This is a genomic window from Streptomyces lunalinharesii, assembly GCF_039532155.1.
Lineage (GTDB): Bacteria > Actinomycetota > Actinomycetes > Streptomycetales > Streptomycetaceae > Streptomyces > Streptomyces lunalinharesii.
Genome location: NZ_BAAARK010000049.1, coordinates 1 through 13,207, shown reverse-complemented (window position 1 = coordinate 13,207; position 13,207 = coordinate 1). Strand labels below are relative to the sequence as shown.

General features: G+C 70.0%; 10 protein-coding genes and 3 pseudogenes. 7 read left to right on the top strand and 6 right to left on the bottom strand.

The window, feature by feature from the left end; genetic code table 11:
* Window positions 1-295: 295 nt before the first annotated feature.
* Both ABD385_RS36730 and ABD385_RS36725 read right to left on the bottom strand, forming a co-directional pair.
* The gene (locus ABD385_RS36730) at window positions 296-826 is read right to left on the bottom strand and encodes a GNAT family N-acetyltransferase (protein ID WP_344584033.1); all 531 of its coding nucleotides are present in this window, start codon (window positions 824-826) and stop codon (window positions 296-298) included.
* Window positions 823-2,085 (bottom strand): annotated as a pseudogene (locus tag ABD385_RS36725) (IS256 family transposase). The gene ABD385_RS36730 and the pseudogene ABD385_RS36725 overlap by 4 nt, the downstream one beginning before the upstream one ends.
* A 361-nt stretch (window positions 2,086-2,446) precedes the next feature.
* Here ABD385_RS36725 and ABD385_RS36720 point away from each other — a divergent pair.
* Window positions 2,447-2,527, top strand: a pseudogene (locus ABD385_RS36720) (site-specific integrase); the annotation flags it as partial.
* Between the two features lie 153 nt (window positions 2,528-2,680).
* Here ABD385_RS36720 and ABD385_RS36715 read toward each other — a convergent pair.
* A complete protein-coding gene (locus ABD385_RS36715; protein ID WP_344584031.1) occupies window positions 2,681-3,862 on the bottom strand; it encodes a 4-hydroxybenzoate 3-monooxygenase in 1,182 nt (393 codons plus the stop codon).
* A 209-nt stretch (window positions 3,863-4,071) separates the two neighbouring features.
* Between ABD385_RS36715 and ABD385_RS36710 the strand changes: the two genes are divergently transcribed.
* A complete protein-coding gene (locus tag ABD385_RS36710) occupies window positions 4,072-4,626 on the top strand; it encodes a TetR/AcrR family transcriptional regulator (RefSeq protein ID WP_344584029.1) in 555 nt (184 codons plus the stop codon).
* Between the two features lie 48 nt (window positions 4,627-4,674).
* On the opposite strand, the pseudogene ABD385_RS36705 reads toward ABD385_RS36710, so the two are convergent.
* A pseudogene (locus ABD385_RS36705) lies at window positions 4,675-4,911 on the bottom strand (hypothetical protein); the annotation flags it as partial.
* Window positions 4,912-5,877: 966 nt separating this feature from the next.
* On the opposite strand from ABD385_RS36705, the gene add reads away from it, so the two are divergent.
* Window positions 5,878-6,888, top strand: a complete 1,011-nt coding sequence (add, locus tag ABD385_RS36700) for an adenosine deaminase (RefSeq protein ID WP_344584027.1) — start codon at window positions 5,878-5,880, stop codon at window positions 6,886-6,888.
* 50 nt (window positions 6,889-6,938) lie between these two features.
* Window positions 6,939-7,694: a GntR family transcriptional regulator gene (locus ABD385_RS36695; RefSeq protein ID WP_344584026.1), complete on the top strand. Its 756-nt coding sequence runs from the start codon at window positions 6,939-6,941 to the stop codon at window positions 7,692-7,694.
* A gap of 56 nt (window positions 7,695-7,750) precedes the next feature.
* On the opposite strand, the gene ABD385_RS36690 is transcribed toward ABD385_RS36695, so the two are convergent.
* A complete protein-coding gene (locus ABD385_RS36690) occupies window positions 7,751-8,806 on the bottom strand; it encodes a helix-turn-helix domain-containing protein (RefSeq protein ID WP_344584025.1) in 1,056 nt (351 codons plus the stop codon).
* A gap of 97 nt (window positions 8,807-8,903) precedes the next feature.
* On the opposite strand from ABD385_RS36690, the gene ABD385_RS36685 reads away from it, so the two are divergent.
* On the top strand, window positions 8,904-10,139 hold the full coding sequence (locus ABD385_RS36685) for a glycosyltransferase (RefSeq protein WP_344584023.1): 1,236 nt from the start codon (window positions 8,904-8,906) through the stop codon (window positions 10,137-10,139).
* Window positions 10,140-10,150: 11 nt separating this feature from the next.
* Here ABD385_RS36685 and ABD385_RS36680 read toward each other — a convergent pair whose 3' ends face one another.
* The gene (locus ABD385_RS36680; RefSeq protein WP_344584022.1) at window positions 10,151-10,351 is read right to left on the bottom strand and encodes a hypothetical protein; all 201 of its coding nucleotides are present in this window, start codon (window positions 10,349-10,351) and stop codon (window positions 10,151-10,153) included.
* Between the two features lie 654 nt (window positions 10,352-11,005).
* Between ABD385_RS36680 and ABD385_RS36675 the strand changes: the two genes are divergently transcribed.
* Both ABD385_RS36675 and ABD385_RS36670 read left to right on the top strand, forming a co-directional pair.
* Window positions 11,006-11,377 (top strand): hypothetical protein, encoded by a 372-nt coding sequence (locus ABD385_RS36675; RefSeq protein WP_344584020.1) that lies wholly within the window; start codon window positions 11,006-11,008, stop codon window positions 11,375-11,377.
* 414 nt (window positions 11,378-11,791) lie between these two features.
* Window positions 11,792-12,643, top strand: coding sequence for a hypothetical protein (locus ABD385_RS36670; RefSeq protein WP_344584018.1), 852 nt, complete (start codon window positions 11,792-11,794; stop codon window positions 12,641-12,643).
* Window positions 12,644-13,207: the final 564 nt, after the last annotated feature.

The following is a 13,207-nucleotide window of genomic DNA, read 5'->3' as shown; positions in this document are numbered from 1 at the left end:
GCTGGCTTGTCGTGGTAGCCGAGCGCCTACCCGATGACGGAGGCCGGGGCGTGGAGGACGAGTTGGCGGCTCGCGGAGGTCCTGCCGCGCTGCGGCGGGACTCCGGTCTCCCGCAGGTGGACTTGGAGACTGACCGGGTTCATCGGCTGGCCGGGCTGTCGGCCGGGGAAGAGCCACTGGGAGCCTCTGCTGCTGGCGTAGGGCACGTGCTGGCAGGACTGGTTGCTGGGTGTGCCAGGCGTCGAGGTCAGCTTGTTGGCAGTGTTCGATGGGCCTCGGGGGTCGGGAGTAAATGTCAAGAGTTGTGGGCTGGCTGAGATGCTGATGTGTTCTTGCGTTCCAGCAGCGTGACCGTGACGTCGGGCGCGACCTGGTGCTCGCCGAAAGGGATGAATCCACGCCGACGATAGAGCGCGACTGCGGGCAGGTTGGCGGTTCCGGTGGAGACGACGGTCAGTTCGGCGGGCTCGATCCGGTCCAGGGAGTCGAGCAGTGCTGTTGCGACGCCCCGGCGATGCGCGACGGGATGGACCATGAGGCGGCAGATCTCCAGAGCACCGTCCGGCCGACGGGCCCAGGCGACTGCTCCGACAAGCCCCGACTCCTCGTGAACCCCGAGGAAGGATTCGCCGCATGTACGCAGCTGTTCGAGGGACTCGTGCAGAGGCGGGATGCCGTCGAAGCCGATGAGCCGGGCTTCAACCGTGTAGGAGGCTCGCTGAAGGTCCCACAGACGACGCACGGTGTCGGGATCGGACAGGTCGAGCCGGATCGGTTCGGCAACGGGCTGACTGGATTCGTCGGCGGCGTGGTGCTGGCCGGTCATGCTGCGATTCTCTCAGAACGCTCGACCAGGACGCCGCCCTCGAACTTCGCGCCGGAGCGGACCAAGGCGACGAGGTGGGCTCCGGTGATCGCGCGCCATCGAGCCCGAGCGGACTCCACCAGCTTGAACACCATGGCCAGTGCCGCTGCCGGGCTTTCCGGCCCCGCGGGTGACCTTGGTCCTTTGGTCCTTAGCTTGACCGTGGAGAACGTCGACTCGATCGGGTTCGTGGTCCGCAGGTGGATCCAGTGCTCGGCCGGGAAGTCGTAGAACGCCAGCAGCTCCTCCTGGTCCTCGACGATCTTCGCGGCGGCCTTGGGCCACTTCGTCCCGTAGGTCCTCGCGAATGCCTCGATCGCTTTCTCCGCGTGGGCGCGGTCCTCGGCGTTGTAGCTCTCCTGCAGCGCCTTCGCCGCGCCCGGCTGTGCGGACTTCGGCAGGCAGTTCGCGACGTTTCGGGCCTTATGGACCCAGCAGCGCTGGTGTCGGGTGGCGGGGAACACCTCGGCCGGGGCCTTCCACAGGCCCATCGCGCCGTCGCCGATGACCAGCTCCGGGTCGCGCATGCCCAGGCGGCGGCAGTCGCGCAGCAGGTCGGCCCACGATTCGGTGCTCTCCCGCAGCCCCTCGGCCAGGGCGATCAGCTCCTTGGTGCCGTCCAGCCGCACCCCGAGCAGGACCAGGACACAGGAGTGTGCCTGGCCGAGCCGGACCTTGGGGTGCACCCCGTCGGCCCACACGTAGACGAAGTCGCGATCCGACAGGTCGCGCTCCTGGAAGGCGGCGTGATCGTCGCTCCACTGCCTGGTGAGCCGGGTCACGGTCGCCGGGGACAGGCCGGCGGTGCCGCCGAGGAACTGCTCCAGGGCGGGCACGAAGTCGCCGGAGGACAGTCCGTGCAGATAGAGCAGTGGCAGGACCTCGGAGACCTTCGGGGACTTGCGTCACCACGGCGCCAGGATCCTGGAGGAGAAACGCATGCGCTCGCCGGTCGCCTCGTCCACGCGGCGGTCGTTCACCCGGGGCGCGGTGACCTCCACCGGTCCGGCGGCGGTGACCACGGTGCGGGGCCGGTGGTGACCGTTACGGACCACCAGACGGCGGCCCCGTTCGTCCGTCTCGGCCGTCAACTCGGCTATGTACTGGTTGACTTCCGCCTCCAGCGCGGCGGCGAGCAGGCGCCGGGCTCCCTCGCGGACGATCTCGTCTATCAGGGAGCCGGACTCGGTAGAACGATCGGCAGTCACTACGCTGAGCATGGACGCGCCTTCCCGACCCGCGCTGCGAACGCGGGCCCACTCGATGACCTTCAGAGGATCATTCGGGAAGGTACGCCCTCCGCGTCCCTCCCAGAATCGATCCACAGGTCTTGAGCATTGCTCCCCGGTCGGCGAGTTGGGCGAGGAAGGCGCCGGCCTGAGTGATCTTCCGCTTCGTCTGGTTGGTCTGGTTGGTCTGGGAGCCTCCCAGCGGTCCCTTCTCCGCCTTGCTCCGTAGGCTCCGCATCTGGTGCCAGGCTGCGAAGCGCTGGAGAAGCCGCCGGTGTTCGGGGTCCTCAATGGTGGCGAGCCGTTCGGCCAACCAGCGCTGATAGAGGAGGAACTGCCGGTCGACGCGTGGCAGGACATCGGCCTGGCCCGCCTCTCCTACGGCCAGGCCCGTGCCCTTCTGGACGAGCACACCGCGGTGCGCGGGCCGGGCGGCGCCGAGCCGTCACGGCACGGTGTTCGGGAGCAGAGCCCGCGGGGGGGGCCGGGGGGGAAACCGGTTCGGGCCTGCGGGCCCTGGCGGCAGGATCTGCAGACTTCGACTGCTCAGACCCACAGTTCCTGCCCTCTTCCGAGGGTGGCGGTCTCAGTTCAGGCCGGTGAGGAACTCGCCGAAGAACCGGTTGGCGGTCTTCGAGTCGTAGAGGCGCTCGAACTCGGCGCGTGCCAGGCGACGCCGGAACTCACCGTGGTAGAGGACGTCTCCCGCGTCGTGCATGAGGTCGGTGAACCATGCGGCGAACGCCTGGTAGTTCCACACATGCTTCAGACAGGTGGCGGAGTACGCCCCCAGCAGGCTCGCGTCCTGCTCCTCGACCTGCTTCAGGACGGCCGCGGCGAACACGTCGGCGTCATGCAGGGCCAGGTTCATGCCCTTGGCGCTCATGGGCGGCACGATGTGCGCGGCATCGCCGAGCAGGTACAGGCGGCCGTGGCTCATCGGGTCATGGACGACACTGCGCAGTGGCACCAGTGTCTTGCTGGAGATCCGTCCCTTCACGGCGACCGGTTCGCCGAAGCGCGCCTCGATCTCCTCCCAGATACGGCCGTCCGTCCACTCCTCGACGGAGGTGTCCAGGGGGCACTGGAGGTAGAAGCGGCTCGCCTGCGGGCCGCGGGCGAACTGGCCGGCGAATCCTCGGTCGTGGATAGCCATCATGGACTGGTGGTTGGCGGGGGCCTCGGCGAGTACGGTCAGCCAGGCGTACCCGTACTCGTGGGAGTGGCGGGTCAGCTCCTCCTCGGGGATGCTCGCCCGGGTGACACCGTGGTCCCCGTCGCAGCCGGCGATTAAGTCGCAGGTAATGGAGCGTGTCATGCCCGCGCTGTCGTGGTAGCGCACGCGCGGTCGGGGGCCTGTGACGTCCTCCAACTCCACGTCGTCGGCTTCGAAGCGGAGGTCGCCGCCATCGCTGACGAACACGTCGATGAGGTTGCGCACGAGCACCTGTTGGGGGCAGAAGCGTCCGTCGCCGTGGTCGTCCGTCACGTACGTGAAGCGCCGCGTCTCGCCGTCGATGCGGAAGTTCAGCGCCGGCTCGAAGGGGACGCCTCCGAGAACCCGGTCCGCCAGGCCCCATTCGCGGAACATGCGCGCGGCCCGGGAGTCGATGACCCCTGCGCGCTGGCGCTGCTCGACGTACTCGCGGCTTCGCCTCTCCAACACGACGCAGTCGATCCCGCTGCGCAGGAGGAGGTTGCCCAGAGTGAGGCCGGCGACACCCGCGCCTACGATCACGACGGTGGTGTGTTCGTCCGTTATGGACATGGATGGTGCTCCTTAGCGCTTTGGTTCCGGGCAGGTTCTGGGCAGGCCCGCGGTTTGTGCTCGCGGCCGCACCGCGCCGCGCGGTGACGGTCGTCGGAGGCGGCCCGCTCGGCGTGTTTGGCGCACGGGGGCGTGGCGACATACCCTTAAGCGAAGTCTTCACTACGCATCATACGTAGTGCTCACTACGTTTGCACAAGGGGTCCGGTATGCGCCGCGATGGAGCCGCCAACAGGGAGAAGGTCCTGCTGGCCGCCGAGCACGTGTTCGCCGAGAAGGGGGCCGCCGCCTCCACCGACGAGGTCGCCCAGCGGGCCGGGGTCAGCATCGCCACCGTCTTCCGGAACTTCGCCACCAAGCAGGACCTGATCGAGGCCACCGCGGTGCGCCACTTGGAGAAACTGACCGTCGAGGCGTTGCAGCTCGCCGACAGCCCGGACGCGGGCAAAGCCCTCGCCTCCCTGATGAAGACCCTCGCGGCGGCCGGGCCGGTGAAAATGACCCTGCTGGACCTGCTGCCACCCCACGACGACGACGGAGAGGGCCTGTCCCGGCCGGTCACCGAGGCTGCCGACACCTTCCGTGCCGCCCTCGACGGCGCGCTCCACCGCGCCCAGGCCGCAGGCGCCGCGCGACCCGACGTCACGGGCGACGACATCTCCCTCCTCCTGCGCGCCCTCGCATACGCCACAGACCTCAGCGAAGGCGAAGCACTCGACCGGGCTGTGGGCATCGTCCTGGACGGCCTCGGCGTCCCGCACTGACACCCGGCATCTTCCGCCCACGTGGACCATCCGCTCGGCGCCACGGACTCACCGTTCGACGCCGGCCTTCGCACCGCCCCGTCGCGGCTCGTCCGTGGCGTTCCTGTCGCGCAGGGGCCGCAGGCCGCCGGGTAGGTCCGACAGGTCTGGCAGGTCGGGAAGTTGGAAGGCCTAGCGGCCCAACAAGTTGATGTCGCGGCGCAGGAACGGTGGGAGTCGGGCGACGCCCTCATCGCGGCCCTCGAAGCCGTCCACGCGGAGCTGGGTGAGAGCACCGAGTCTGTACTCACCTGGGCCGTCTCGCCCCTCACCCCGAAACCGAGCAGATCCGACGGCTCATCGACGACCAGTTCGGCCTCGACGGCTTGCCTTGTTGGAGGGATTGCTGACGTTCCTACGCGCCGACCACCGGGTGCGAGATCGGTTCGGGCACCGGGTTGGCGACCGCGTTGAGGGGCGTTCCGCCCAGGCTCCCGCCGACCAGCAGTACGGGGCCGTTGTGGTGCGCCCGTTGGAAGGTCGGCCGCGATGGCGCGGTGGCTACGCAGCCCCAGTTCGCGTGGTAGGGGCTGCCGAGTAGAAGGAGTTGCTCCCGGGGCCGTGGACGGGAATGAAGGTGGGTGTACCGCGCCTCCGCTCGTTCCGCCCGCGCGATGGAGGGACCCGCGCCGACCGCGGCGCCCACCCCTTTCCCAGCCCTCGATCCCGAACCGTCCGCGGCCTTCCTTCCGCACTCCGCGCCAGCCCACTTCTTGATGAACGTCGTGACGATGGCAGGGCGGACGGTGGTCGGTCCATGGTTCCTAACCGATCCCGGTGGTTGTCGACAGCAGCGACAGGAGCAGGGCCGCGAACGTGCCTGTGGCACCGTAGAGTCGCACTTCGCGCCGGTCGTCATGCCGACGAACGTACAGCGCGGTGGCCGTGGCGAACGCCAGGCCGCCGGCGATGAACCAGGGTCCCCACAGGTACGGTCGGCTGCGCACCGAAGGTGCTGCCCGTCGTCCAGACGAAACTGGGCACCGCGAACACGAGCCCCCATGCTGCCGCGAGGCGTCCAGGCCACTTGTTCAGACGGCGACGGGGCGCGCAGTTCGGGACCGGGTGCTCTGTGTTGCGTAACGCAGGCGTGCTCGACATGGCTGGCGCTTCGTGCGGCGTCGTGGTGTGGGCGTGCAGGCCGCCGTTCGTCGATCTGTATGGCTCACGGTACAGATTATCTGTACCGTGAGCCATACAGATTGGGGGATCATGGAAATCAACGAGTGGATCCAGCAGCTGCCGAAGGTGGAGCTGCACGTACATCTCGAGGGTTCGCTCCGGCCCGCGACGCTGTTCGCGCTGGCGGAGCGAAACGGCGTCACTTTGCGGGCGGGCAGCGCCGAGGAGCTCACCGAGCTGTACCAGTTCGGCAGCTTCGAGGACTTCGGTCGGCTCTTCATGACGGGGCTGAAGGTGTTGCGGAGTGCGGAGGACTTCGCGGACGCCACGGTCGCGCTGGCCGCCGAACTGGCGGCGCAGAACGTCCGCTACGCGGAGGTGACCACCTCCCCGATGGGGCACCAGCACCGCGGCATCGCGTTGGCGGAGTATGCCGCGGGGCTCGACGAGGGACGTCGCCGCGCCCGTGCCGAGCACGGAGCGGAGATCGGCTGGATCTGCGACATCGTCCGCAACGCCGAAGACCCCGACGCCCACAGCACGGTCGACTTCCTGCTGGGCCCGGCCGCTCCCGAAGCAGTGGTCGGACTGGGGCTGGGCGGCGTGGAACACGGTTTTCCGCCCGAGCTGTTCGCCTCCTCGTTCGCCAAGGCCAAAGCCCACGGACTGGCTGCACTCCCGCACGCCGGAGAGACCGCAGGCCCCGAGAGCATCTGGGGTGCCTTGCGGGTGCTCAAGGCAGATCGCATCGGGCACGGCATCCGCTGCCTGGACGACCCGGCTCTCGTCGCGCATCTTGCCGAGGGACGGATCCCCCTGGAGGTGGCACCCACCTCCAACGTGGCCCTGCGCATCGCGAAGGACGCGGAGAGCCACGTGCTGGGCGAACTGGCCCGCGCGGGGCTGGCGGTGACACTCAACACCGACGATCCCGCCTACTTCCAGACCACGCTGAACGACGAGCTGCGGACGGCTCATGACCTGCACGGGTTCTCTCGCCAGGCATTGCTGGACGCCCAGGCCACCGCACTGCGTGCCTCCTACGCCCCGGCCTCGACCAAGACCGCCATCGCCCGTGAACTCCAGGCGATCAGCCCGTGAACGACTTCGATGTGAGCGCGGTCAGCACTGCCTAGAAGGAGGAATTCACCGTGGCACGCCCCCCAGGGCCGGACCGCCCGTTGTACGTGCGCATCGCGATGTCGCTCAAGGGCCGTATTCTGGCCGGGCACTACCGTCCCGGGCAGCGGCTGCCCAGCGAGGACGACCTCGCCGCGGCCATGGCAGCCAGCCGCAGCACCGTTCGCCAGGCACTGAGCGAACTGCGCGACGCGGGGTACGTCGTCAGCCGCCGTGGCTCGGGGAGCTACGTGGCCGACCCGCTGCCCATAGAGCCGCTGTCCCCACAGTCGGGGCCGGTCTACACCGGCTTCCTCGACGACTTGGACGACGAAGCCCACCAGGTCCGCGAACGCGATCGCGTCCAAGACACGCTCCGCGCCGACTCTGCTCTGGCCGCGCACTTGAAGGTCCCGGTGGGCTCACGCGTGGTGCGCTACCGCGCCACCAGGCTCCGCAGCAGCGTTCCGTACGGCATTGCGACGGACATCGTCCCCCAAGGCGTGGCCGACCGCATCACTCCCGACGTGCTCGCGGCAAGCCCCACCGTCGTCGACGCGCTGACGCTGGCAGGCAGACGGGTCGCCGAAAGCCTGCAACGCGTCGAACCCGCCTTGTTGGACGTCGAGGACGCCGAACGCTGCGGGGCCTCCCCCGGTGACCCCGCACTGGCCATCACCGGCATCGCCTACGACGCCGACCACGTCCCCGTCAACGCCTACACCCTGACGGTGATCAAGGGCTACGGCATCGGCCTCCACCTCACCCGCGTGGAACCAGCGTCGTAGATGAGCGCGGGCCTTCGAACGTCAACGTGCTGCCGGTGTGCGGAGACTGGAATCGCTCACCGGGCACCACGTGCGGATCTGGCGCCACCAGAGGTGTGACGGCACCCGGTTCCTCCGGCCTCTTCGGCGGGCCGGGCTGCTGCGCTGCCGTCGTTGTCGGCCCAGTGCTCCGCGGCCAGGGGGAGGCCGGCGACTTGCTGGTGCAGGGTGGCGAGGGAAGCGGCGAGGTGTCCTTGGCCGGTGGCGTTGGATTGAGGCGGGGTGTGACTGGTGACGGCGAGGGCGTGTCGCCAGTAGCGCAGCGGGAACGAGCCGGCGTGCGCTGCGTGGCGGAACTGGCTGCGGAGGTGTCCGCGGAACGCCGGGGTGTCGTCATGGCCGCTGATGCGGGCGTAGGTGCGTACGAAGTGGTCGATGGCCTCGGCGCGTCGGGCCGGGCAGCCGGAGGCCAGGGCCTCGGTGGCCAGTGTGCAGGCGTCCATGATGCCGGAGTAGAACGACGCGACGTCGCCGACCTGGTGGCTCTGCGGCTGGCGACGCCGGTCGTCTTTGCTGGTCAAGGCGTGGAGTTCGGCGTAAGCGAGGGCGGTCGTGCTGTTCGGGGTGACTGGTGGTACGGGCACCGCGCCTTCTATGACTGCCTGGGTCAAGTGGTGCGGCAAACTGGTTGGGAGCGCCCAGTGCCAGTATCGGACCAGGCGGTCGTGGGCCTCGTCGAGCTTGCCCACCTCGGCGAGCAGTGCGAGGCGGCGAAGTCGTTCCGGCTCGGGGCAGTCGTCCAGGGTTCGCAGCATCCCCTGACGCCACGTCAGCTCACGCAGGTGTGCCTGGACGGTGTCCAGTTCGCGGGTGACGAGGTCGGCCAGGGAGTGTTCTCCCGTCATCACCGTGGCGATCGCGGCGATCGGGGTGTCGAGCGCGCGGAGGCGCTGAATCAGTCGAAGCCGGGGCAGCGCGTCCGCGGCGTACCTGCGGTGGCCGCCTCGGCTGCGTCCGCTCTCGGGCAGCAGCCCTATGTCGGAGTAGTAGCGGATGGTCTTCACCGGCAGCCCGGTGCGTGCGGCCAACTCGCCGATGCCCACCGTGTCCTCACCTTGTGTGCCGTGCGTCACAGTTGGTTGAACCTCCACCGCGCAGGAGCCGTTAGCGTCCACGGCGACCGCCGCCTCCGGCCCGCCCGGGGCGGCACTCGCCGAGGAGGATCATCACATGCGGATTCTGATCGTCACCGCCGGTTCGCGCGGGGACGTCGCACCGTTCACGGGCCTGGGGCGGCGTCTGCTGGACGCCGGGCATCAGGTCGCCGTGGCCGCGCACCCGCCCTTCGCCGGACTCGTAGCCGGGTGCGGCCTCGAGCACCGGCATCTGCCGGGAGATCCGCAGGAGTTGATCCGCGCCCGCGCTCTGGCGACGTCACCGGAGGAGGCGCGGACGGTGACCTCGACGTTCTTGGACCGGTTGGCAGAGGGGGTGGTCGCGGCCGTGGCGGAGGGCACCGACCTGGTGCTCACCGCGTTCGGCCCCGCATCGCTCAGCCAGGCGGCCGGCGAGGCGTTCGCAGTCCCCGTCATCGGTACCTACCTCGCGCCGGCCTTTGCCACGAGGGAGTTCCCGCTGCCCGGCGTGCCGAGCGCCGACGACCTGGGGCCGGACGACAACCTCGCCACGGGCCGGGCGCTGCTGGCGCAGGCCGGAGCGCTCCAGGAGGGTGTCCTGACGCGGCTGCGCGCCCGGCTCGGGCTGCCCGACGCCGCGGCGTCGGCGCAGGCAGGAAGAATCCGGCCGGTCTTCCACGGGTTCAGCCCACGAGTGGTACCGCGCCCGGCGGACTGGCCGCCCGAGGTCGAAGTGACGGGTTACTGGTGGCCTGCCCGGTCGCGCGGTTGGCGGCCGCCGGCCGAGCTGGTCGACTTCCTCCAGGCCGGTCCGCCCCCGGTGTTCATCGGGTTCGGCAGCATGGCACCGGGCCAGGGGGAACGGTTGGGCGAGCTGGTGGCGGCGGCAGTGGCCCGGGCGGGGGTGCGCGCGGTGGTGCAGGCGGGGTGGGCCAGCCTGAACGCGGTCGGCGATGACGTCCTGGCGATCGGCGACCTCCCGCACGACTGGCTGTTCCCCCGCACGGCCGCCGTCGTCCACCACGCCGGGGCGGGCACCACCGCGGCCGGACTGCGCGCCGGGGTGCCCGCCGTGCCGGTACCCGTCATGGCCGACCAACCGTTCTGGGCGGCCCGGCTGCACCGGCTCGGAGTCGCCCCGCGGCCGCTGCCGTTCCACGAGCTCACCGCCGAAGCCCTCGCCGAGGCAATCACCGCCTGCGTGGCCGATCCGGCCCACCGGCAGCGCGCGGCCGAACTCGCGCGCCGCATCGCCACTGAGGACGGCACCGCCGCGGTACTGGCTCGCATCGACGCTGCGTCCGACGGACGAAACCCTACGGGCGAGTGAGGGGCCCGGTGTCAGCAGCCACCCGAGGCCGTGGTGGAGGCGATCGACGCGGTGATCGCGGCGTCGGAGTTGCGCCGCGCCGCCCGGTCGCCCGCGCGCTTGGCCTCCTCCAGGCCGGCACCCCGAGAGCCCGCCGCCATGGTGGCCTCCATACGGCGCCGTTCTACCAACTCGGCACGCTGGCGCTTCAGTTTGCTCAGGAACGACATCATGATCCTCGCGTTTCCCTTGTCACGGTAACCAAACATCCTGCCGCCTCCCACCCTACGGCGGACGTACGACAAGACCCCTCGCCTGAGCCGCGCACCGCACCAACCGCCACTCGCAGCACCGGCATCAGTGCCTACAGCTCCGCTTCTCCTGGCTGCCCGAAGACCCGCCGCGCCCTCCCCCGATCTGCACGTCATGGATCCCCGCCTCCCGCCGGCGCATCAACCCCATGTCGTCGAAGGGGCCTTCGCCCGCCGTACAGCGGCGGAGGTATGGGGCACCGTCCGCACGGCCGGCAGTCGGGGTGGCCAGAAAGAGCACACGGCCCGCCAGGCGGAGGCGAAGTCCAGGACGCGGCCGTCGGTGTCCGCCACCGACCGGCTGATGTCCTGGCGTGCCGTCATGCCTCGCGGCCAGAAACGGACGACACCGGCGGCAGCTAGGCCCCGCCCGCCTGCGGACCCTCCTCAACCACACCAGAGCGGAGACCACCACTGAACCGGAACGGCAGAGGGAACGACAGAGGGAACGGTGCAGCGCGTCCGGGAGCGGCTCCGAGCTGCTGTCGGCGCGCTCGGCCCTCTCCAGCAGGGTCTCGTCTCGGACGCGCTCGCCTGCGGGCGGCGCCGGCGGGCCGTGCAGCGCGGGACCACGACATGGCCACCCGGACGACGACGTCGAACGCACCGCGCCGCACCCCGTTCCTGCACGTCGCGCTCGCCTTGCAGGCCCTGACCATCTTCCTTCAGGCGGTCTCCGCCGGACTGCTGCTGACCGCCTCCTACGGCGAGACGCTGCACGGCGTGGGAGCCCGCGTGATGTACGGGGCGTCGATGCTGTACCTGCTCGCGGCGGTGCTGGCGTGGAAGCCGGGCGGCGGCTCGCCCCGGCCCGTCTGGCACGCGTCGGGTTTCCTCGTACTCGCTTCGGCCCAGGTCGCGCTCGGCACCGCGTACGTCCCGTCGGTCCATCTCCCGCTGGGCGTGCTGATGTTCGGTCTGAGCGTGCTGGCGCTGGCCCGGCGCTGAAGTCCGGTCCGCTTCGCCGTCAACCACCAGACGGATCCCCGGTGTTGATGGTAACGAGCTTGTCGACCACGGCACGCACCGTCGGTTCGTCGAGGCCCTGGTCGAAGCCCTGGTCGAAGCCCCGCAGGCCGCTGTGGGCGAATGCGGCGAGACGCCGGGACCGCGCTCACAGGGAAGCCGTCGTGACGTAACCGATGCCCGACTCGCCGCCGAGCCGCGAGCGAAGACGCCGCTGGTCGCGGACGAAGGTGGTGACCCAGCTCAAGGGCGTCCCCGTGGGCCAGAAGTTCTCGGAGTCAACGTGAGGCGCCCTTCTTGCCGGTGGCGTGGTGCGGTATGCAGGTGTCCTCTGTTGGAGGTGGAGCCCCAGTGAGCGCTGAGGACAGTCGGCACGGGCCCAACGTGCCAGTGAGCATGACGCGTTTCGATGAGGTCTACACTCGGCCGGATCCGCGGTCGTACTTCGTCGCTCTGGGGCCGCTGGGGTATCAGACGCCCCATCACGCCCAGAGTGTCTTCCGCCGCCTTCTGCCGTTCGCCGGCGCGTCGGACGACCGCAAGCACCCGACGGATCATGAGACCGAGGCCGTGGTCCTGGACATCTGTTGCTCGTACGGCATCAACGCGGCCCTCCTCAACCACCACGTGACGTGGGAGGAGCTGCACGAGCGCTACACCTCACCCTCGGTCGCCCGCATGACGACCGAGGAACTGGTCGAGTCGGACCGCCGCTACTACGCAGCACGCCGCCGCGAGGACGCCGTCTGCGTCGTCGGCCTCGACATCGCCGCTCCGGCCCTCGCCTACGCGCGCGCCGTCGGCCTGCTGGCGGCGGGGTTCGCCGAGAACCTGGAAACCGGTGCGCCGAGCCCGGCGCTGTACCGGGCCACACGCGGGGTGCGTCTGGTCACGGTGACCGGCGGGGCGAGCTTCCTGTCTGCCCGGACCTTCAAGTCGCTGCTGGCGGGCAGGCTCGACCCTCCTTGGGTGGCCGCCTTCGTCCTGCGCACCGGCTCCTACGGCGCGATCGCCGAGGGCTTGGGGCGGTTCGGTCTGACCACGCAGGAGTACACCTGCCGCACCTATCCACAACGGCGCTTCACCGATGCCGACGAACAGCGGGGCGCCGTCGCCGCCGTGCACGCAGCCGGCAACGACCCGCGAGGCAAGGAGACCGACGGCTGCTTCCACACCGCCCTGCACCTGTCGCGGCCGGCCGCGCACGCTGCCGCCCACCCGCTACGCGCTCTGCTGCATGACGGGTGAGCGCCTGGCCCGGGAACCACCGAGGTCCGGCACCGTCCGCGCGGTCCTGCCGCGGGCGGAGGATCGCAGGCGGGCAGCCGCGGACCGAAGCGTCAGGTCGGAGGTCTCCGGGGCCGCCGCCGGCCGCATATGGCGCGTTTGATGGTCTTGACGCGGTTGACGTGCCCTTCCAGGACGTCTGAGTTCCAGGGGAGGGTGCGGCTGGCGGTGACGGCCTGAAAGTCGAGGCGTAGGCCCTTTGCGAAGGCGGGGACGGGGGCTGGCGCGTCGCGTTCGGCCTCGCGCAGGGGCCGTTCAGGGGGTGCCACGGGGCCGGCCGTGGATCGGTTGAACTCAGCCAAAGGCCGTAGCACATGCTGGACGGACACGTACGGCTGACGATCTACTCTCCGCCATGGGTATACAACCGCATGCGGTGACCCCGCGCGAAGACTTCCATCGCCTCTACTCGGCTGCCCAGGTGGATGCAGTCGCCGATTCCCTCAGCCTCCGCGCCGAGTTCCCCTACCAACTGACCTACCTCGGCGAGGGAAGCGAGATGTGGCGGGCGGGCGAAGTGCCGTC

Excerpts from the sequence above, each read along its gene's own strand:
- add (WP_344584027.1), top strand. The coding sequence starts at position 5,878 with ATGGAAATCAACGAGTGGATCCAGCAGCTGCCGAAGGTGGAGCTGCAC.
- ABD385_RS36670 (WP_344584018.1), top strand. The coding sequence starts at position 11,792 with ATGACGCGTTTCGATGAGGTCTACACTCGGCCGGATCCGCGGTCGTAC.
- ABD385_RS36715 (WP_344584031.1), bottom strand. The coding sequence starts at position 3,862 with ATGTCCATAACGGACGAACACACCACCGTCGTGATCGTAGGCGCGGGT.
- ABD385_RS36675 (WP_344584020.1), top strand. The coding sequence starts at position 11,006 with ATGGCCACCCGGACGACGACGTCGAACGCACCGCGCCGCACCCCGTTC.
- ABD385_RS36730 (WP_344584033.1), bottom strand. The coding sequence starts at position 826 with ATGACCGGCCAGCACCACGCCGCCGACGAATCCAGTCAGCCCGTTGCC.
- ABD385_RS36710 (WP_344584029.1), top strand. The coding sequence starts at position 4,072 with ATGCGCCGCGATGGAGCCGCCAACAGGGAGAAGGTCCTGCTGGCCGCC.
- ABD385_RS36685 (WP_344584023.1), top strand. The coding sequence starts at position 8,904 with ATGCGGATTCTGATCGTCACCGCCGGTTCGCGCGGGGACGTCGCACCG.
- ABD385_RS36680 (WP_344584022.1), bottom strand. The coding sequence starts at position 10,351 with ATGATGTCGTTCCTGAGCAAACTGAAGCGCCAGCGTGCCGAGTTGGTA.